This window comes from Pseudomonas sp. 91RF, from assembly GCF_003576265.1.
In the GTDB taxonomy this organism is placed as follows: Bacteria; Pseudomonadota; Gammaproteobacteria; order Pseudomonadales; family Pseudomonadaceae; genus Aquipseudomonas; species Aquipseudomonas kribbensis.
The window spans coordinates 494,562-513,339 of the sequence record NZ_QWFC01000024.1 but is presented as its reverse complement, the minus strand read 5'-3'; the positions used below and the strand labels follow the sequence as shown (position 1 = coordinate 513,339).

Sequence of the window (18,778 nt, the reverse complement as noted above, 5' to 3'; positions counted from 1 at the left end):
CTGTCAAGTGATTATTTTCAGAAGTTTTCGAAGATTTCTTCAACAACTTCAACCACTTGCGCTTCCGATCTCTCGTTAGCGGGAGGCGAATTCTACAGCGTTACACGCTGCTGTCAACACCTCTTTTTCTCCGCTTTCGATCGAGAAGACCGAACCGTTGAAAGCGCCAGGCAAACCGGCATTTCCAACACCTTCCAGGCTTCGATGATCTGAAGCCATCCGCTATCGAAACTTACATAACTCATTGAATATCAAAGAGTTTTCCGTTTCGACTGCGCCGGAAGTGGGGCGAATTATAGAGACTCAGAATCTGCCGTCAACCCTTAATTTGAATTTTCTATCAATCAGAAGCCCGGCACTGTCGAAAGATCCAAATATCAACGCGCATTCAACGCAACGGGCAACCGTGCGAGATTCGCGCCTTCCTCATGCCTCTATATAGAGAGAAGAACATCCGGGCTCCATGAAAACGCAAAGCCAAGCAATACTCGTCGAACAGACTGCATTACAAGACAGGAAGCGGAGAATCGGTCACAAGCGGTGAACCGCCCACGAGACGTAACCAGCCCGCGCCGCTTCAGCAAATCAAAGAAATATGAAAACAACAGAAAGCGATAATCAACCGTGAGGCCGGCGGACATCAACAAAGAAGGTTTTGTATAGATGGTGTCCCAGGGCAGGTTCGAACTGCCAACCTTCCCCTTAGGAGGGGGATGCTCTATCCAATTGAGCTACTGAGACACACGCGTTGTCGCTTGCAGACGCTGCGCGACGGACGGCGAGCATGTTAACGGCCGAACCTTGATTTGTCATGTCGTCCGTAGGGCATTTTAAGTGTAGGCAGACGCCCCGCAATCTCGAAGGGCAATTTACCGTGCAATTTGCATCTTCTCAAAATAACCGTCATTGCACATTGCAATGCGCCATTTTTTAAGACACCTCTTAAATGCTTGTTTTTAAAGGACTTAACAGCGGTTAAACTGTTGGCATGACGACTGCTTCGCCTGTTCTGCAGAAGAACGATCGGAGATCAGCCTCATGAACCGCACCCTCTTGCTTGCAAACGCGATCGCTTTAGCGATTCTGGTGGCTTTTCACTTTGCCCCCGATAGCACTGAACCGGTTGCACAGCGTATGCCGCATTACTTGCAGGTACAAAAGGCGCCACAGTGGGCAGTGCTGAGTGACCAGGGCAGCCGCTCACAGGAAGTCAGCGCGCCCCTCGAGACGTCGCAAGCCAAATCGATCGATCGCCTGGTGTTTTGATTCATCTTCAGGAGTACAGCATGTCCAAGTCAGCGGCAGGTTTTTTGATCCTCGCCTTATTGAGCGGCGCCCTGCATTTTTTGCTATTCGAACAAACCGAAGTCACCCCGCCCCTGATCGGTTGCGCCGTTTTTGCAGTGCTGTTCTTGCTTGCACTGGCAGCCGGCCGCAAGTTCAAATTTGATCCGGTACTACGTTGAGCTTCACCCACTCCACAAAATGATCAGCGGCCACCGCCAGCTCGCCAGAGTTATCAAGCTGAAACACAGGTCTGCCGATTGACCTCCTTTCCAGGAACAAGGTGTTGCGAGCAAGCCTGGCATCGATTTGCTCAAGCGTCTCTCGTCCACGCTTAAGCAGACGCTCCCGCAACACCTCTTCCCTGACTGTCAACAAAACCGGCAACAACGTCGGATAATCCTCCAGCGCTTGACGCAGATTCGCGCGCGATCCGTTTACCAATACGTGGCGCCCGGTTTTCAGCCACTGGTCCATTTCAGCAGGAATACCATATGAGAGTCCGTTCGCCTGCCATGACAATGAAAACTCACCGGCGCGTCGGCGTCGATCAAACTCCTCAGTAGTGACACTGAGCGCATCCTCCCCCACAGATTCCGCCGACCGAGTAATGACGCGACGCATGACCTCACAATCCAGCAGATGCAAACGCTCACGCACAGCCTCGATGAGACTGTCCTTGCCCGAGCCGGATGGCCCCATCAGATAAATAAGCTTGCCATCCATCCTGAAAACGTCCCCCAGCAGGTGCATGCCCCTAGTAAATCGGCCATTTGCCACTATCCTGTACAAGGTAAGGAACAAGGATTCTAGCCGCATAGCATGCACGGTCTGGCGCCTTCGGGCATCAGCTCCTGCACATCAGGACGCGGTCAGCGATACGGGCCGACGCATTCTTTTCAAACCAGTCCGCATTTCTGATAATTGGTGCTGGCATTACGCCTTTACCCGGATCAATATTTGTCACAGAATTGACGCCAATGATCTGGCAATTTTGAGGCATGATGCGAGCCTCTTAACAATTCAGGTTGAACCATTTGGCGCGGATGCTTGTCCTACGACTCATCCTGCGGCCAATCCCGAGAACCGCTCCCCTGAACTAACCGGTTAAATATATGCGCCCATTGAAACAGGCAATTTATTCCAGCCGTACGGCTGACAAGTTCGTCGTACGCCTGCCAGACGGAATGCGTGAACGCATTGCCGAGGTGGCTCGCAATCATCATCGCAGCATGAACTCCGAGATCATTGCGCGCCTTGAGCAGAGTCTTATTCAGGAAGGCGCACTGGGCGAAGAGCTGAGCATGCGCCTCGACAGCCCGGAGCTTTCGCTGCACGAACGCGAGTTACTGCAACGCTTCCGTCAACTCTCCCATCGCCAGCAGAACGCACTGGTTTCTCTGATCGCCCACGACGCCGAAATGGCCGCAGACGCATCCTGAGTCAAATCGAATATCTCAAGCCAGCATGAATGCTGGCTTTTTTTTGCCCGCAATCCGGGATTTCAAGGACGAAAAAAGCCCGCCAATCGGCGGGCTGTTTCGATACAGGAGATCAGAGCAGGAAAATCGTCGCCAACCCCAGGAAGATGAAGAAACCACCACTATCGGTCATGGCGGTAATCATCACGCTGGCCCCCATTGCCGGGTCTCGCCCCATCTTGGCCAGCGTCATGGGGATCAACACCCCCATTAAAGCCGCCAGCAACAGGTTGAGTGTCATCGCTGCCGTCATCACCACACCAAGCGACCAACTGCCGTAGAGCATGTAAGCCACTACACCGATCACTCCACCCCAGACCAGGCCGTTGATCAACGCAACGGCGAGCTCCTTGCGCATCAGACGCGAAGTATTACCCGTGCTGACCTGATCAAGCGCCATGGCGCGAACGATCATGGTGATCGTCTGGTTGCCGGAGTTGCCGCCGATACCCGCCACAATCGGCATCAGGGCCGCCAGCGCCACCAGCTTCTCGATCGACCCTTCGAACAGGCCGATCACCCGCGACGCGACGAACGCCGTGATCAGATTGATCGCCAGCCACGCCCACCGGTTGCGCAGGGATTTCCAGACGGAAGCGAAAATATCTTCCTCTTCCCGCAGACCCGCCATGTTGAGGACTTCGCTTTCGCTCTCCTCACGAATCAGGTCGACCATTTCGTCAATGGTCAGACGGCCGATCAGCTTGCCGTTCTTGTCGACCACCGGTGCCGAGATCAAGTCGTAACGCTCGAACGCCTGAGCGGCGTCGTAGGCGTCTTCGTCCGGGTGGAAACTCACCGGATCACTGGCCATCACTTCGGAAACCTGTTTCTCCGGATCATTGACCAGCAGTCGCTTGATCGGCAGCACACCCTTGAGCACACCGTCGTAATCGACCACGAACAGCTTGTCGGTATGACCCGGCAGCTCTTTGAGACGGCGCAGGTAACGCAGGACCACTTCGAGACTGACATCCTCGCGAATAGTCACCATCTCGAAGTCCATCAGCGCACCAACCTGCTCCTCGTCGTAGGAGAGAGCCGAACGCACGCGCTCGCGTTGCTGCTGATCCAGAGTCTCCATCAGCTCATGGACGACGTCTCGCGGCAGCTCGGAGGCCAGGTCAGCAAGTTCGTCGGCATCCATGTCCTTGGCGGCAGCCAGGAGCTCGTGATCGTCCATGTCGGCGATCAGCGTTTCACGAACGGAGTCGGATACTTCGAGAAGAATGTCGCCGTCGCGATCAGCCTTGACCAACTGCCAGAGCGTCAGACGATCGTCCAGCGGCAGGGCTTCAAGAATGTAGGCAACGTCGGCAGAGTGCAGATCATCGAGCTTGCGTTGCAGCTCGACGAGATTTTGCCGGTGGACCAAGTTCTCGACCCGGTCATGATGTGCGCCTTCCTGGCGGTGAGTCAGGTCTTCGACGACCCGTTGGCGCTGCAGCAGCTCAACGACCTGAGCCAGGCGATCCTGCAGGCTTTCCTGTGTTTTCTTTACTTCGATTTCGGACATAGGCGAACTCCACTCCCAGCAGCGGGGCACGCCGGAAGGATCAATCAGTCAATTCATGATTGGTAAAACGGGGTACTGAGTAACTACTGGGTAAGTCCATGGAGGTTTTCCATAAGCCCCGGCGGGGCTGACGGGCGCAATGATACACCGCCTGACGGTTTTAAACGTTAAAAATCTAGGCTGAAACAAGCGCTTGCGAGACAAAGCTGAGCGCTGTCCTGACTCTTCAGACTCGGACGACTCATCCTGAAAAGAAAACACACCGGCGGTGAAAAAACTGCCGACTACGCTTGAAAGGGATCGTCATGGAGGACGCCGAATGCCATCGAAAACATCCCGATTCATGCTGACCGCCCTGCTCTACCTCCCGTCCATAGGGAACACAACGACACTTCACCGCTGCGAAGCTGCTGACGGCAGCGTCACATTCACGACGCTGAGTTGCGCGAACAATGAGCGCCTTTTACTTCAGGAGGTACGCCCCTACTCGCCCGGCTCGACAGTGGCATTGATACCCGAAGCCCGACACGAAGAAATATCCGGCATGAATATCAGAAAGCGAGAAATGGCCGTCGTAGGCCGGACACAAGACAAATGCGGAGATCTGATCGACACACGACAGAAGCGCGAAGCAATCATCAATCAACGAATCATCGCCGGCATGAGCCAACAGGATGTTGAAAGCGCCCTGGGCAAGCCTGACAAGATCAGCATCCGCAATTTGGCAACGACCTATCGTTACGACCTCAAGCGAGGCCGCAGTGCTCAGGTCGATTTTGATGAGAAAGGATGCGTGACAGGAAAACTCAAATCCCGGACAGCAAAAAGCCCGCGTTAAACGCGGGCTTTCTGGTATATGGTGCACTCGACAGGATTCGAACCTGTGACCGCTCGGTTCGTAGCCGAGTACTCTATCCAGCTGAGCTACGAGTGCAATTTGTGTTTTTAGACCAGACCACAACTGGCTGAAGCCAAGCTATTTACATTGCTGCAACTAACTCTTAAATGGTGCACTCGACAGGATTCGAACCTGTGACCGCTCGGTTCGTAGCCGAGTACTCTATCCAGCTGAGCTACGAGTGCATTTGTGTTTGTTAGACCAGATCACACCTGGTTGAAGCCGAGTCATTTACATTGCTGCAATTGACTCTTAAATGGTGCACTCGACAGGATTCGAACCTGTGACCGCTCGGTTCGTAGCCGAGTACTCTATCCAGCTGAGCTACGAGTGCATTTGTTGCGCCGCATTATAGCCCGTCTAATCTCTATTCCAACCACTTTTTCTATTAATTTCAACAACTTACAGAAAAAGCCAGATTACAACGTACTAAGCAAATAATGGCGGAGAACGGGGGATTCGAACCCCCGACACCCTTGTGAGGTGTACTCCCTTAGCAGGGGAGCGCCTTCGGCCACTCGGCCAGCTCTCCGCAACACGGGGCGTATCTTAACCAACCTTTTCCCCGTTTGCAAACATAAAAATCAATAAAAATTAATGACTTGGTTCTTCGTCCTTCTCTTTCTTTATACGCAGGTAGATTTCCTCACGGTGCACGGCGACCTCTTTCGGGGCGTTGACGCCGATACGCACTTGATTTCCTTTGACGCCGAGCACGGTCACGGTGATTTCGCCATCACCGATAATCAGGCTTTCTGCGCACCGACGAGTCAGAATCAGCATACCTTTCTCCTCACGCGAATCATTTCAGGGACAACAGTCTGCAAAAAAAAGGCACCCGACCTACAACCGGAGCGATCGTAGCCCTACATGCCTGAGTATTGACCAGCGCGAGCAAAAGAACAGTTCAGGGCTCGCGCCATTCAAAAAATAAAGGGCGCGGTCAGACCGCGCCCTTCATTGACCAGGATTACTCGCCCTGACGGGCCGGAGCATCCAGTTCGAAAGCCGTGTGCAGGGCGCGCACGGCCAGCTCCAGGTACTTCTCTTCGATCACTACGGAAACCTTGATTTCCGAAGTCGAGATCATCTGGATGTTGATGCTTTCCTTCGCCAGGGATTCGAACATGCGGCTGGCCACGCCTGCGTGTGAACGCATGCCGACGCCGACGATCGAGACCTTGGCGATCTTGGTGTCGCCGACGACTTCACGGGCACCGATCTCGCGAGCGGTGTTTTCCAGCACGGTCTGCGCGGACTGGTAGTCGTTGCGGTGCACGGTGAAGGTGAAGTCGGTGGTGTTATCGTGCGCGACGTTCTGCACGATCATGTCGACCTCGATGTTCGCGGCACTGATCGGGCCGAGAATCTTGAACGCCACGCCCGGGGTGTCTGGCACGCCACGGATGGTCAGCTTGGCTTCATCGCGGTTGAAAGCGATGCCGGAAATGATCGGCTGTTCCATGGTTTCCTCTTCATCAATAGTAATGAGGGTGCCCGGACCCTCCTTGAAGCTGTGCAGTACGCGCAGCGGAACGTTGTACTTGCCGGCGAACTCCACCGCGCGGATCTGCAGCACCTTGGAACCGAGGCTGGCCATTTCCAGCATCTCTTCGAAGGTGATCTTGTCCAGACGCTGAGCGACCGATACCACACGCGGGTCAGTGGTGTAGACACCGTCGACATCCGTATAAATCTGGCATTCGTCAGCCTTCAACGCAGCGGCCAGCGCCACGCCGGTGGTGTCGGAACCACCACGACCCAGGGTCGTGATGTTGCCGTGCTCGTCGACGCCCTGGAAACCGGCGACCACAACCACACGGCCAGCCTTCAGATCACCGCGAATCTTCTGGTCATCAATCTGCAAGATACGCGCTTTATTGTGCGCACTGTCCGTCAGGATCCGCACCTGGTTGCCGGTGTACGACACCGCCGGCACACCGCGCTTGATCAGCGCCATGGCCAACAGGGCGATCGTCACCTGCTCACCGGTGGAAACGATCACGTCCAGTTCACGGGGAACCGGTTGATCTTCGCCACTGATTTGCTTGGCCAGATCGATCAGACGGTTGGTCTCGCCGCTCATTGCAGACAGCACAACCACCAGGTCATCGCCGGCATCGCGGAATTTCTTAACCTTGTCGGCGACCTGCTCGATTCTCTCGACAGTGCCGACCGAGGTGCCTCCAAATTTCTGTACGATCAAAGCCATTTCAAAGCCGCCTCTGCCCATGAAGGGCGCCCAATAATCACTCGAACAGCCGCCGGACCCGCCACTAGACTGCGGGCCCGACAGACCGTCTTATAAACCCTGCTCGACGAATGGAACAGTCAGCGCCAGTGCGCTATCCAGTGCGCCGGCGTCGACACCGCCGCCCTGCGCCATGTCCGGACGACCACCGCCCTTCCCGCCCACTGCCGCAGCAGCCTGTTTCATCAAATCACCGGCTTTGAGTTGGCCAGTCAGGTCCTTGGTCACGCCTGCAACCAGTACGACCTTTTCCTCATGGACACTGCCGAGCAGGATCACTGCGCGGCCGAGTTTGTTTTTCAGTTGATCGACCAGCGCCAGCAGCGCCTTGCCGTCCTGACCGTCCAGACGCACGGCCAGAACCTTCACGCCTTTGACGTCCACAGCCGAAGCCGACAGATCGTCGCCGGCGGCAGCAGCGGCCTTGGCCTGCAACTGCTCGAGCTGCTTCTCCAGCGCGCGGTTGCGCTCCAGTACGGCCGACAGCTTGTCGATCAGGTTTTCGCGGCTGCCCTTGACCAGGCTGGCCGCTTCCTTGAGTTGTTCTTCAGCAGCGTTCAAGTAAGCCAGCGCCGCAGCGCCGGTGACCGCTTCGATACGACGCACACCCGATGCCACACCGCCTTCGCTGATGATTTTCAGCAGGCCGATGTCGCCGGTACGGTTGGCGTGGATACCGCCACACAGCTCGACGGAGAAATCGCCGCCCATGCTCAGCACGCGCACGTTGTCGCCGTACTTCTCGCCGAACAGCGCCATGGCGCCTTTCTGCTTGGCGGTTTCGATGTCGGTTTCTTCGGTTTCAACGGCGGAGTTCTTGCGGATCTCGGCGTTGACGATGTCTTCCAGGGCTTTCAGTTGCTCCGGCTTGATCGCTTCAAAGTGGCTGAAGTCGAAACGCAGGCGCTGACTGTCGACCAGCGAGCCTTTCTGTTGAACGTGATCGCCCAGCACCTTGCGCAACGCAGCGTGCAGCAAGTGCGTGGCCGAGTGATTCAGCGAAGTGGCGTGACGCACGTCGGCTTCGACGTGGGTTTCCACCGGTGCGCCAACAATCAGGCTGCCCGACGCCAGTACACCGTGGTGCAGGAATGCGCCGCCGGTCTTGGTGGTGTCGCGCACGTCGAAACGGCTGTTGCCGGCCTGCAGATAACCGCAATCGCCAACCTGGCCGCCGGATTCTGCGTAGAACGGCGTCTTGTTCAAAACAACAACGCCTTCCTGCCCTTCACTCAAGACGTCCACGGACTGGCCATCTTTATAAAGAGCAACGACTTTCGCCGAGCCGCTGGTGGCGTGGTAGCCGGTGAATTCGGTATCGACGTCAACCTTGACCAGGCTGTTGTAGTCCAGACCGAATGAACTGGCGGAACGTGCACGGACGCGCTGGGCTTCCATCTCACGCTCGAAACCGGCTTCGTCGATGGTCAGGCTGCGCTCGCGGGCGATGTCCGCGGTCAGGTCCATCGGGAAACCGTAGGTATCGTAGAGCTTGAACACTACGTCGCCCGGAACCACGTCGCCCTTGAGCTCGGCCAGATCCTGCTCGAGGATTTTCAGGCCCTGCTCCAGGGTCTTGGCGAATTGCTCTTCTTCGGCTTTCAGTACGCGTTCGATGTGCGCCTGCTGGGATTTCAGCTCAGGGAAGGCTTCGCCCATCTCGGCCACGAGAGCGGCAACGATTTGATAGAAGAAGCTGCCCTTCGCACCCAACTTGTTGCCGTGACGGCAGGCGCGACGAATGATCCGGCGCAGCACGTAGCCACGGCCCTCGTTGGACGGCAGCACGCCGTCGGCAATCAGGAAGCCGCAGGAGCGGATGTGGTCAGCCACGACTTTCAGGGACGCCTGATTGTCGTTGCTGCAACCGATGGCCTTGGCCGAAGCGGCCAGCAGGCTCTGGAACAGGTCGATTTCATAGTTCGAGTGAACGTGCTGCAGCACGGCACTGATCCGCTCCAGGCCCATGCCGGTGTCCACCGACGGCGCTGGCAACGGGTGCAACACGCCATCGGCGGTGCGGTTGAACTGCATGAACACGTTGTTCCAGATTTCGATGTAACGGTCACCGTCTTCTTCCGGCGAGCCCGGCGGGCCACCCCAGATGTCGGCGCCGTGATCGTAGAAAATCTCGGTGCAAGGACCGCACGGGCCGGTATCGCCCATGGTCCAGAAGTTGTCGGAGGCGTATGGCGCGCCCTTGTTGTCGCCGATACGCACCATACGCTCGGCCGGCACACCGACTTCTTTGGTCCAGATGTCGTAAGCCTCGTCATCGCTGGCGTAGACGGTGACCCACAACTTTTCCTTCGGCAGGTTCAGCCACTTCTCGGAGGTCAGGAAGTTCCAGGCGTAGGTGATGGCGTCACGCTTGAAGTAATCGCCGAAGCTGAAGTTACCCAGCATTTCGAAGAAGGTGTGGTGACGGGCGGTGTAACCGACGTTTTCCAGGTCGTTGTGCTTGCCGCCGGCGCGCACGCATTTCTGGCTGGAGACGGCGCGGGTGTACGCGCGCTTTTCCTGGCCCAGGAAGCAGTCCTTGAACTGGTTCATCCCCGCGTTGGTGAACAGCAGGGTTGGGTCGTTGCCCGGAATCAAAGAGCTGGAGGCTACACGGGTGTGGCCTTGCTCTTCGAAGAAGCGAAGGAAGGCTTCACGGATTTCTGCGCTTTTCATTAGGTTCTTCCACGGAGGCTGCGGCCAAAGGCCTGTACGAAACGTCAACAGACGAAACGACGGCAAAGGGCCGCATTATATCGGCCCTGCGCGCGGGGTACAGCGTGTTTATACGATAGAAACGGTCAATTGAGGGGCTAACGCTGTCACTTGCGCGAAAACTCGACGAATGTCGCGATCACTTGCTCGATTTGCGAGCGATTGACGTCCATGTGCGTGACCATCCGCAGACGGGCGGCAGCGCTCAGTTTGATCCCGCGCTCGGCGGCAAACGCCTTGATCGCCTCGGCACGGTCACCCATCTGCACGTAAACCATGTTGGTCTGCACCGGTTCGACGGTGAAACCGGCCTCGCGCAGGCCTTCGGCCAGAAATTGCGCGTTGGCGTGGTCATCCGCCAGGCGCTCGACGTTGTGGTCCAGCACATACAGCCCCGCTGCCGCCAGCAACCCGGCCTGACGCATGCCGCCGCCGACCATTTTGCGCAGACGCCGCGCCTTGGCGATCAACCCGGCCGAACCGCAGAGCACCGAGCCGACCGGCGCACCGAGACCTTTGGACAGGCACACCGAGACCGAATCGAAATGTTGCGTGATTTCTCGGGCATCAACGCCGAGCTTGACTGCCGCGTTGTATAGCCGCGCACCGTCCAGATGCAGCTGGAGGCCATTGTCCAGAGTAAATTTGCGCGCTCGGGCCAGATACTCCATCGGCAACACCTTGCCCTGCATGGTGTTTTCCAGCGCCAGCAGGCGGGTGCGGGCGAAGTGGAAATCATCGGGCTTGATCGCCGCCGCCACCTGATCCAGGTCCAGCGAGCCATCGGCCTGCACTTCCAGCGGCTGTGGCTGAATCGAACCGAGCACCGCTGCGCCACCGCCCTCGTACTTATAGGTGTGCGCCTGTTGGCCGACGATATACTCGTCACCGCGCTCGCAATGGGCCATCAAGCCCAGCAGGTTGCTCATGGTGCCGGTCGGGACGAACAGCGCCGCAGCAAAACCCAGCCGTTTTGCCAGTTCGGTTTCCAGACGATTGACCGTCGGATCTTCGCCATACACATCATCACCGGTGGCCGCCGCGGTCATCGCGTCGAGCATGGCGGGAGTCGGTTGGGTGACGGTGTCGCTGCGAAGATCGATAACGCTCATGAACCTGGCCTCTGGTCAGCAGGGGAAATCCCTTTTCGTAGAGGGATTACTGCGGGCATGGCGCGGATTAATCAACCCTCGCGCAAGGAAAAGTCGTTTCCACGCTTCGAAAAATCCGATGGCAATCATCACAAAGGCGCAATGCACGGCCCGCCGATCTGTGTTAAAAACGCTGCGCCGCCCGATAAAGGGCGGCGAAACGTTCTCAGGGCGGGGTGCAATTCCCCACCGGCGGTAATTGCGCGCAATGCGCATAGCCCGCGAGCGCTTGGTGACGGACACGGCAGAAAACCGTGAACGGCGGCAAAGTCAGCAGACCCGGTGTGATTCCGGGGCCGACGGTCACAGTCCGGATGAAGAGAGAACGGGATTGACGCCAAAGGGCCGTCCGCCGTGTTCGCACGAGCGTGCGTACCCTTGAATCCCTTTCGATTCATAACGCCCTGTTTTTCACACAAACAGGAGTCAGAACATGCAACCCACCGCTATCGACAGCAAAAGCAAACACCCTCACGGCGAGCGCGTCGCGTTCATCCAGGCCTGCTGGCACAAGGAAATCGTCGATCAGAGCCGTAAAGGTTTCCTCGCCGAAATGATCGCCCAGGGTTATCAGGAATCGGACATCGATTTCTTCGAAGTCGGCGGCGCCTTTGAAATGCCCCTGCACGCCAAGCTGCTGGCCAAGACCGGTCGCTATGCCGGTATCGTTGCCGCCGCCCTGGTGGTGGACGGCGGGATCTACCGTCACGAATTCGTCGCCCAGTCGGTCGTCAGCGGCCTGATGCAGGTTCAGCTGGAAACCGAAGTGCCGGTGTTCTCGGTATCGCTGACCCCGCACCACTTCCATGCCGGCGAAGAACACCAGAAGTTCTTCTTCGAGCATTTCGTGCACAAGGGTCAGGAAGCGGCAAAGACTTGCGCGGATACGCTGCAGAAAGTGCGTGCGTTGCGCCGCACCGAGCCGCGTGCTGTAGCGGTCTGATGCAATAACGATCTCCCCCGCGCGCTGCGTGGGGGAGATTCAGTTTCAGGCGAGATTTTCGTCAGTGGTCGGCACGATCAGAATGCCCGCCCGCAGGCCGTTCTTGACCTTGGGATTAGGGAAGATAATCCGCGCGCCCTGCTCTTCGATGATCCAGCGGGTATTGGCCAGGTCTTCGGCCAACACATAACCCACATCCAGCTCCGAAAAGTTTTCGATGTCCGCCGGCAGGTTCAGGCGGAACGAGTCGCTGTGCTTGATGATTTCCCGAGCCACGCTGAACAGTTGCAGACCGTCCAGGCCCTGCCCGGCCATTTCTGGCTCGGTACCTTCGATGATCTGCTTCAGACGGGTTTCCAGCAGCGACACATTGACCCCGGCGTTCTGCCCGAACGGCCGTGCCTTGCCCAGCTCCAGCGTGAAGGACTCGGCACCGAGCTTGTCGTAGGTGTAGGAACTGAAGACGATCGAGGGTTTGTTCTGCAACAGCACCGCCTCCATGCCGGCAGCGCGCAGGCGAGCCAGTTCAAGGCGGGAATGCTGACGACCTTCCTTCCACGGATACAACGCGAACTGCTCGATCTTCGAACCGCGAATCGCCGTGTGCAGGTCGTAGTGCAGGCGCTGACGATCCGGCACGCTGAAGAAACTCGCGGCCAGGCGTTCCAGCTCACAGGCGCGCAGGGCTTCGGAACCGCTGCTTTGTTCGTGACGGCCGTTGAACAGCCGATTGACGTCCTGTTCGATGAAACGCTCGCCCTTGCGAATCGCTTCCGGGTTGCCGAACAGGAACAGAATGCGTGCGCGCGGCTTCAAGTCGCCGCGGGCGATGTCATGCAGCAACCGGTCGAGCAATTCGATCGGTGCCGTTTCGTTGCCATGGATGCCTGCCGACAGCAGCAGGTCCAGGCCATTGTCGCGCGCTTCGGGTGGCCGGACTTCCAGCGCACCCTCGCTCAGCCAGCGCATGCGCACGCCTTCGACAGTCAGTTGAGTCTTCTCCGCCGGTTCACGGCCGGCGAGGGTCAGTTCAAGCAGTTTGCCGAGGGCGAGCATAGAGCGGTTTCCTTAGTGGTCGTGGTTGCAATCCGGGCCGTGCACGTGACCGTCATCGTCGCCGAGGTCAGCCGGTTCCATCTCCAGTTGCAGACTTACCAGATTAGTCGCCAACGGGCGCAGCAGCAGGTTGGCGTACTCTTCATCGCCTTCTTCGACATCCACGCCGATCAGCAACTGGCCGCGGCCGTCCTGCTGGATCCACAGCTCTTTGCCTTGCCACATGACCGCGACGCGGGTGCAGGAAGTTTCCAGTTGCTTGCCGTCGGTGTCTTCAAGGATCAGCCGCAGGGAATCGCTCATGTCTTTTTTACGCTCTGTTGGGGAGACAAGCCGCGCGCCGCGTTCAGGCGGCGCGCCAGCCATCAATTGATCTGGAATGGATAAACCGCGCCCAGTTTAAGGATTTGCGTCAGTTCATCCAGTGCCGTCCGGCATTCAAGCAGCAATTGCGGGTCCGCCAGATCGCTTTCGGTCAGGCGGTCGCGATAGTGCTTTTCAACCCATGCGGTCAACGAACCGTACAACGGGGCGGTCATGATAACCCCTGGGTTGACGGCCGCCAGCTCGGTTTCGTTGAGCGCGACACGCAGTCGCAAGCACGCCGGGCCACCGCCGTTCTGCATGCTTTGCTTGAGGTCGAAGACCTTCACTTCGCGGATCAGCCCGCCGGAGCTGGTCAGGCCTTGCAGGTAATTCCACACGCGCTCGTTGCCACGGCACTCTTCCGGCACGATCAGCAGCATGGAACCGTCAGGACGCGACAGCAACTGACTGTTGAACAGATAGGAACGCACCGCATCGTCCACGGTGACCGCCGAACGCGGTACACAGACCGACTGGAACTTGCCGCCGACCTTGGCCAGTTTGGCTTGCAGTTCGGCCAGCATGTTCTCGGTGTCGAGGAACGCGTCCTCGTGATAGAACAGCACCTCGCCGTTGCCCACCGCGATCACGTCGTTATGGAACACGCCCTGATCGATCACCGCCGGGTTCTGCTGCGCGTAGACCACGCCGTCGTCACGCAGGCCGTGCAGACGGGCGACCGCTTGCGACGCTTCAAGGGTCTGACGCGCCGGGTATTTCTGCGGCGCCGGGTAACGGGTGTCGAACGCACTGCGACCGAACACGAAAAACTCGACGCCAGCCTCGCCGTACTCACGGCAGAAACGCGTGTGGTTCGCTGCGCCTTCGTCGCCGAACTGCGCTACCGCCGGCAATGCGGCGTGGTGAGCGAAGTGCTGCTGGTCGGCGAACATCGCACCCAGTACGCGACTGGTGGTCGGGTGCTCGATGCTGCGGTGGTATTTGCAGTTCAGGTTGGCGGCGGTGAAGTGCACGCGACCGTCAGCGGTGTCGGCACTTGGGCTGACCGTGGCGGCGTTGGCCACCCACATGCTCGACGCCGAGCAACTGGCGACCAGCAGCGGCATCGCGTCTTTTGCGGCGCGCTCGATTACCTGAGCGTCGGTCCCGCTGAAACCCAGACGGCGCAAGGCAGCCACGTCCGGACGCTCCTGGGGCGCGAGAACGCCCTGCTGAAAGCCCATTTCCATCAGCGCCTTCATTTTGGCCAGGCCTTGCAGCGCCGCTTCCTTCGGGTTCGAGGACTGCTGGCTGTTGCTCTGGGACGCAACGTTGCCGTAGGACAGACCACCGTAGTTATGGGTCGGCCCCACTAGACCGTCAAAATTGACTTCAAAGGATTTCATCAGCGAGGCTCCACGAGAATCTGTTGTTATAGGCTTCAGTAACTATTCAGTACGACCGCGGCGCGGCCATCGCCAGCAGGCTGGCTCCCACAGTGGATTGTGTCGTTCACAAAATTCGTGTCCGCAACCCATCCTGTGGGAGCCAGCCTGCTGGCGATTAGCATCACGCCATCTTCACGCCAGGCGTCAGGGCCGCCGGCAACACCAGGCTTGGAGTTTCCAGCGAAGCCACCGGGTACGCGCAGTAATCCGCCGCGTAGTAGGCGCTGGCGCGATGGTTACCCGAAGCGCCGACACCGCCGAACGGCGCGCTGCTCGCAGCACCCGTCAGTTGCTTGTTCCAGTTGACGATACCGGCGCGGCTTTCCAGCCAGAACTGCTGGTAGCGTTCTTCGGAATCCGACAGCAGGCCGGCGGCCAGACCAAACGCGGTGTCGTTGGCTTCGGCAATCGCCGCCGCGAAATCGGCGTAGCGAATCACTTGCAGCAACGGGCCGAACAGTTCTTCGTCGGAGCGATCGGCAACCGTCGTCACATCAACGATGCCCGGTGTCAGCAACGCCGACTGGGCCTGTGGCTGAGTCATTGCCAGCAGCGACACTGCACCATTGGCCAACAGATGCGCCTGGGCATCCATCAACGCTTTTGCCGCGCCGAGGGAAACCACCGAGCCCATGAACGGCGCCGGCTGCTGATCGAACGCGCCGACCTCGATGGTCGAGCTGACTTCCACCAGACGCTTGAGCAGGCTGTCGCCCCACGCGCCTTGCGGCACCAGCAGACGACGGGCGCAGGTGCAGCGCTGACCGGCGGAAATGAATGCCGACTGAATGATCGCGTACACCGCAGCGTCGAGGTCCGCGACCTGATCGACCACCAGCGGGTTGTTGCCGCCCATTTCCAGCGCAAGGATCTTGTCCGGACGACCAGCGAACTGCTGATGCAGGTGATTGCCGGTACGGCTGGAACCGGTGAAGAACAGACCGTCGATGCCCGGATTCGCTGCCAGCGCAATCCCGGTTTCGCGGGCGCCTTGCAGCAGGTTCAGCACGCCGGCCGGCAGACCGGCTTCGATCCAGCATTTGACCGTCAGCTCGGCGACTTTCGGGGTCAGCTCGCTCGGTTTGAACAACACGCTGTTACCGGCCAGCAGCGCCGGCACGATGTGGCCGTTCGGCAAATGGCCAGGGAAGTTGTAAGGGCCGAACACCGCGACCACGCCGTGGGGCTTGTGGCGCAACACGGCGGTGGCGTCGCCCAGCGGGCCGCTCTTCTCGCCGGTACGTTCACGATAGCTCTGCACCGAGATCGCGATCTTGTTGACCATGCTGGTGACTTCGGTCGCGGCTTCCCACAGCGGTTTGCCGGTTTCCTCACCGATGGTGCGTGCCAGTTCGTCGGCGTGGTTTTTCAGCGCGGCGGCGAACGCTTCGAGCACGCTGATGCGCTCTTCGAGCGTGCGACGGGCCCAGCCCGGGAACGCCTGACGCGCGGCCTGCACGGCCGACTCGACCTGAGCGGCGGTGGCGCCCTCCCCTGACCACAGCACTTGCTGGGTCACCGGGTTCAGCGATTGAAAGGCCTCGCCCTGACCGGCCAGCCACTCACCTGCGATGTATAGCGAATTCATTATTTCGACTCCCGGGCAGCGGACAACGCCACGGCGCGAACCTGATCGCCAGCGTTGAGTTGAAGACGTTTGGCGGTCAGCGGATCGACCACCAGCGTACCGGCGGCCAGACGGGCCGGCGCAGCCGTGATGCGGCAGTCTTCGCGTTTGCGGTTATGGATGATGAACGGCGTCGCGTCGTCGCCCGGCGTGCCGATGGCCAGCACCAGCGCCTCGCTGTCACGCACCGCGCGGATCTTGCTGGTCTCGCACTCGATGGCCGGACCGGCGTCGAAGATGTCGACGTAACCCTGGTAGCTGAAACCTTCGCTCTTGAGCATCGCCAGCGCCGGCTCGGTGTCCGGGTGCACCTGGCCAATGACGTTACGCGCGTCCGGCGACAGGAAGCAGGTATACAGCGGGAATTTCGGCATCAGTTCGGCGATGAACGCCTTGTTGCCGACGCCGGTCAGGTAATCGGCCTGGCTGAATTCCATCTTGAAGAAATGACGACCCAGGCTTTCCCAGAACGGCGAACGGCCGGCTTCATCGGATACGCCGCGCATCTCGGCGATGATCTTGTTGCCGAACAGTTCAGGGAATTCGGCGATGAACAGCATTCGCGCCTTGGACAGCATGCGACCGTTGAGGCCGGTGCGGTAATCGGCGTGCAGGAACAGCGAGCACAGCTCGGAGTTGCCGGTCAGGTCGTTGGCCAGGAACAGCGTCGGGATCTCGCGATAGATGTTCAGTTCCTGCGAGGCGCTGACAGTCAGGCCGACGCGGAAGTTGTACCAAGGCTCGCGCAGACCGACGGCGCCGGCGATGGCGGAAATCCCCACCACGCGACCGTTGTCGTCTTCGAGCACGAACAGGTAGTCCGCGTCGCCACGGCCGGCTTCACCGCGAAAGGTCTTCTCGGCCCAGCCGACCCGGTGGGTCAGGCGCTCTTCGTTGGCCGGCAAGGTGGTCAGGCCGGTGCCGGTGCTGCGGGCCAGGTCGATCAGAGCGGACAAATCGCTGCTGCGTACGGGACGAACAATCATGCTATCTCCTCAAACGGGCCGCCGTGGCCACCCGTGAAACTCGCTAAGGCGTTAAACCGCCACCAGGCGCACGCTGGCACCTTCACCGACGCCCAGGGCTTCGGCCGCTTCCAGATCCAGGGTCACCGGTTTGCCCGGTGCGTAATCCAGTTCCAGCAATACCGCGCGGTAATCCTGCAACTGGGCATTGGCCACCAGATACTGGCGACCGGCACCTTTGACCGGCTCGCCGATCTTCACCGGCACCACACGGCTCTGGGCGATCGAACGGATCCCCGAGACACGCGCATGCAGGGTCGGGCCGCCGTCAAAAATGTCGATGTAGTGATCGGTCTCGAAGCCTTCGCGCATCAGGATGTCGAAGGTGATCTGCGCACGCGGGTGCACCTGGCCCATCGCTTCCTGAGCGGAGTCCGGCAGCAGCGGCACGTAGATCGGGTAATGCGGCATCAGTTCGGCGAGGAACGTGCGGCTTTTCAGGCCACACAGACGCTCGGCCTCGGCGTAGTTCAGGTCGAAGAAGTTGCGACCGATGGCGTCCCAGAATGGCGAGTCACCGTTCTCGTCGCTGTAACCGACGATCTCGGTCACCACCGAATCGGCGAAACGCTCCGGATGGCTGGCCACGAACAGCAGACGGCCACGGGAGTTGAGCTCCGAGAACGGCGAACCCACCAGCTCGCGCTGCACGTAGAAACTGGTCAGCAAGCTGTTGCCGGTCAGGTCGTGGCATTGCGAGAGCACGTGGATCTTGTTGTGAATCTTCAGCTCGCGGGAAGCGTGCACGAAGGTCTCGTTGCGAAAGCTGTAGAACGGCTCGGAATAACCGGCCGACGCGACGATCGCCGAGCAGCCCACCAGTTTGCCGGTGGCGGTGTCTTCAAGAACGAAGAAGTAACTTTCTTCACCGTTGAAGCTCACTTCGGCGGCAAACGAGGCTTCGCTCGCGGCGATCTTGTCGCTCAGGCGTTCAACGTCATCCGGCAAGGAAGTGACACCAATCGGGCTGTCCGCAGCCAGACGCTGTACCTCGCCCAGATCAGCCATTTGCGCGGGGCGCATCACCAGCATGGTGTCACTCCTTTCTCTACTTCAGGTCGGCGAAAGCGCCGACTC

17 protein-coding genes, 5 tRNA genes, 1 pseudogene and 1 riboswitch are annotated in these 18,778 nt (G+C 59.0%); of the genes and pseudogenes, 6 read left to right on the top strand and 17 right to left on the bottom strand.

Translation table 11 applies throughout. From position 1 onward, the window contains the following. Positions 1 to 213 (top strand): annotated as a pseudogene (locus tag DXT77_RS29985) (hypothetical protein); the annotation flags it as partial. 451 nt (positions 214 to 664) lie between these two features. Here DXT77_RS29985 and DXT77_RS13560 read toward each other — a convergent pair. After that, a tRNA-Arg gene (locus DXT77_RS13560) sits at positions 665 to 741 on the bottom strand. A 297-nt stretch (positions 742 to 1,038) separates the two neighbouring features. On the opposite strand from DXT77_RS13560, the gene DXT77_RS13555 reads away from it, so the two are divergent. Together DXT77_RS13555 and DXT77_RS13550 are read left to right on the top strand one after the other, a co-directional pair. Further along, positions 1,039 to 1,266: a hypothetical protein gene (locus tag DXT77_RS13555; protein WP_119427943.1), complete on the top strand. Its 228-nt coding sequence runs from the start codon at positions 1,039 to 1,041 to the stop codon at positions 1,264 to 1,266. 20 nt (positions 1,267 to 1,286) lie between these two features. Then, entirely contained in the window at positions 1,287 to 1,466 is a 180-nt protein-coding gene (locus DXT77_RS13550; RefSeq protein WP_119427942.1) for a PA3371 family protein, read from the top strand. Here the strand turns inward: DXT77_RS13550 and phnN are convergent. Next, positions 1,441 to 2,010, bottom strand: a complete 570-nt coding sequence (gene phnN / locus DXT77_RS13545; protein WP_119427950.1) for a phosphonate metabolism protein/1,5-bisphosphokinase (PRPP-forming) PhnN — start codon at positions 2,008 to 2,010, stop codon at positions 1,441 to 1,443. The two genes, DXT77_RS13550 and phnN, sit on opposite strands and share 26 nt — an antisense overlap. Positions 2,011 to 2,399: 389 nt before the next feature. On the opposite strand from phnN, the gene DXT77_RS13540 reads away from it, so the two are divergent. Continuing rightward, positions 2,400 to 2,726, top strand: coding sequence for an Arc family DNA-binding protein (locus DXT77_RS13540; RefSeq protein WP_003178899.1), 327 nt, complete (start codon positions 2,400 to 2,402; stop codon positions 2,724 to 2,726). A gap of 112 nt (positions 2,727 to 2,838) precedes the next feature. On the opposite strand, the gene mgtE is transcribed toward DXT77_RS13540, so the two are convergent. After that, the gene (gene mgtE / locus DXT77_RS13535; RefSeq protein WP_085709728.1) at positions 2,839 to 4,281 is read right to left on the bottom strand and encodes a magnesium transporter; all 1,443 of its coding nucleotides are present in this window, start codon (positions 4,279 to 4,281) and stop codon (positions 2,839 to 2,841) included. A 319-nt stretch (positions 4,282 to 4,600) separates the two neighbouring features. Here mgtE and DXT77_RS13530 point away from each other — a divergent pair, with 319 nt between their 5' ends. After that, on the top strand, positions 4,601 to 5,119 hold the full coding sequence (locus DXT77_RS13530; protein ID WP_119427941.1) for a cell envelope protein SmpA: 519 nt from the start codon (positions 4,601 to 4,603) through the stop codon (positions 5,117 to 5,119). Positions 5,120 to 5,138: 19 nt separating this feature from the next. Here DXT77_RS13530 and DXT77_RS13525 read toward each other — a convergent pair. From DXT77_RS13525 to ltaE, 8 genes are all read right to left on the bottom strand, one after another. After that, a tRNA-Arg gene (locus tag DXT77_RS13525) sits at positions 5,139 to 5,215 on the bottom strand. 72 nt (positions 5,216 to 5,287) lie between these two features. After that, positions 5,288 to 5,364: transfer RNA gene (locus DXT77_RS13520), tRNA-Arg, on the bottom strand. A 72-nt stretch (positions 5,365 to 5,436) separates the two neighbouring features. Next, positions 5,437 to 5,513, bottom strand: a tRNA-Arg gene (locus DXT77_RS13515). Between the two features lie 107 nt (positions 5,514 to 5,620). Next, positions 5,621 to 5,711: transfer RNA gene (locus tag DXT77_RS13510), tRNA-Ser, on the bottom strand. A gap of 62 nt (positions 5,712 to 5,773) precedes the next feature. Beyond that, positions 5,774 to 5,962: a carbon storage regulator CsrA gene (gene csrA / locus DXT77_RS13505; RefSeq protein WP_002554426.1), complete on the bottom strand. Its 189-nt coding sequence runs from the start codon at positions 5,960 to 5,962 to the stop codon at positions 5,774 to 5,776. A 187-nt stretch (positions 5,963 to 6,149) separates the two neighbouring features. After that, positions 6,150 to 7,391 (bottom strand): aspartate kinase, encoded by a 1,242-nt coding sequence (locus tag DXT77_RS13500; protein ID WP_007951048.1) that lies wholly within the window; start codon positions 7,389 to 7,391, stop codon positions 6,150 to 6,152. Between the two features lie 90 nt (positions 7,392 to 7,481). Then, a complete protein-coding gene (gene alaS / locus DXT77_RS13495) occupies positions 7,482 to 10,106 on the bottom strand; it encodes an alanine--tRNA ligase (protein WP_119427940.1) in 2,625 nt (874 codons plus the stop codon). A gap of 146 nt (positions 10,107 to 10,252) precedes the next feature. Continuing rightward, the gene (gene ltaE / locus DXT77_RS13490; protein WP_119427939.1) at positions 10,253 to 11,257 is read right to left on the bottom strand and encodes a low-specificity L-threonine aldolase; all 1,005 of its coding nucleotides are present in this window, start codon (positions 11,255 to 11,257) and stop codon (positions 10,253 to 10,255) included. Between the two features lie 197 nt (positions 11,258 to 11,454). Then, positions 11,455 to 11,627: riboswitch (FMN riboswitch) on the top strand. Positions 11,628 to 11,729: 102 nt separating this feature from the next. On the opposite strand from ltaE, the gene DXT77_RS13485 reads away from it, so the two are divergent. Beyond that, positions 11,730 to 12,239 (top strand): 6,7-dimethyl-8-ribityllumazine synthase, encoded by a 510-nt coding sequence (locus DXT77_RS13485; RefSeq protein WP_039772077.1) that lies wholly within the window; start codon positions 11,730 to 11,732, stop codon positions 12,237 to 12,239. A 45-nt stretch (positions 12,240 to 12,284) separates the two neighbouring features. Here DXT77_RS13485 and astE read toward each other — a convergent pair whose 3' ends face one another. The 6 genes from astE to aruF all read right to left on the bottom strand — a co-directional run bounded on the left by astE (position 12,285) and on the right by aruF (position 18,733). Then, a complete protein-coding gene (gene astE / locus DXT77_RS13480) occupies positions 12,285 to 13,295 on the bottom strand; it encodes a succinylglutamate desuccinylase (protein ID WP_119427938.1) in 1,011 nt (336 codons plus the stop codon). A gap of 12 nt (positions 13,296 to 13,307) precedes the next feature. Then, positions 13,308 to 13,598 (bottom strand): hypothetical protein, encoded by a 291-nt coding sequence (locus tag DXT77_RS13475; protein ID WP_064598799.1) that lies wholly within the window; start codon positions 13,596 to 13,598, stop codon positions 13,308 to 13,310. A 62-nt stretch (positions 13,599 to 13,660) separates the two neighbouring features. Further along, positions 13,661 to 15,007, bottom strand: a complete 1,347-nt coding sequence (astB, locus tag DXT77_RS13470; RefSeq protein ID WP_119427937.1) for an N-succinylarginine dihydrolase — start codon at positions 15,005 to 15,007, stop codon at positions 13,661 to 13,663. Between the two features lie 163 nt (positions 15,008 to 15,170). After that, the gene (astD, locus tag DXT77_RS13465; protein ID WP_178083467.1) at positions 15,171 to 16,640 is read right to left on the bottom strand and encodes a succinylglutamate-semialdehyde dehydrogenase; all 1,470 of its coding nucleotides are present in this window, start codon (positions 16,638 to 16,640) and stop codon (positions 15,171 to 15,173) included. Further along, entirely contained in the window at positions 16,637 to 17,662 is a 1,026-nt protein-coding gene (gene astA, locus DXT77_RS13460) for an arginine N-succinyltransferase (protein ID WP_027612638.1), read from the bottom strand. Before astA ends, astD begins: the two co-directional genes overlap by 4 nt. Before the next feature lie 51 nt (positions 17,663 to 17,713). Beyond that, on the bottom strand, positions 17,714 to 18,733 hold the full coding sequence (aruF, locus tag DXT77_RS13455; RefSeq protein ID WP_096818103.1) for an arginine/ornithine succinyltransferase subunit alpha: 1,020 nt from the start codon (positions 18,731 to 18,733) through the stop codon (positions 17,714 to 17,716). Positions 18,734 to 18,778: the final 45 nt, after the last annotated feature.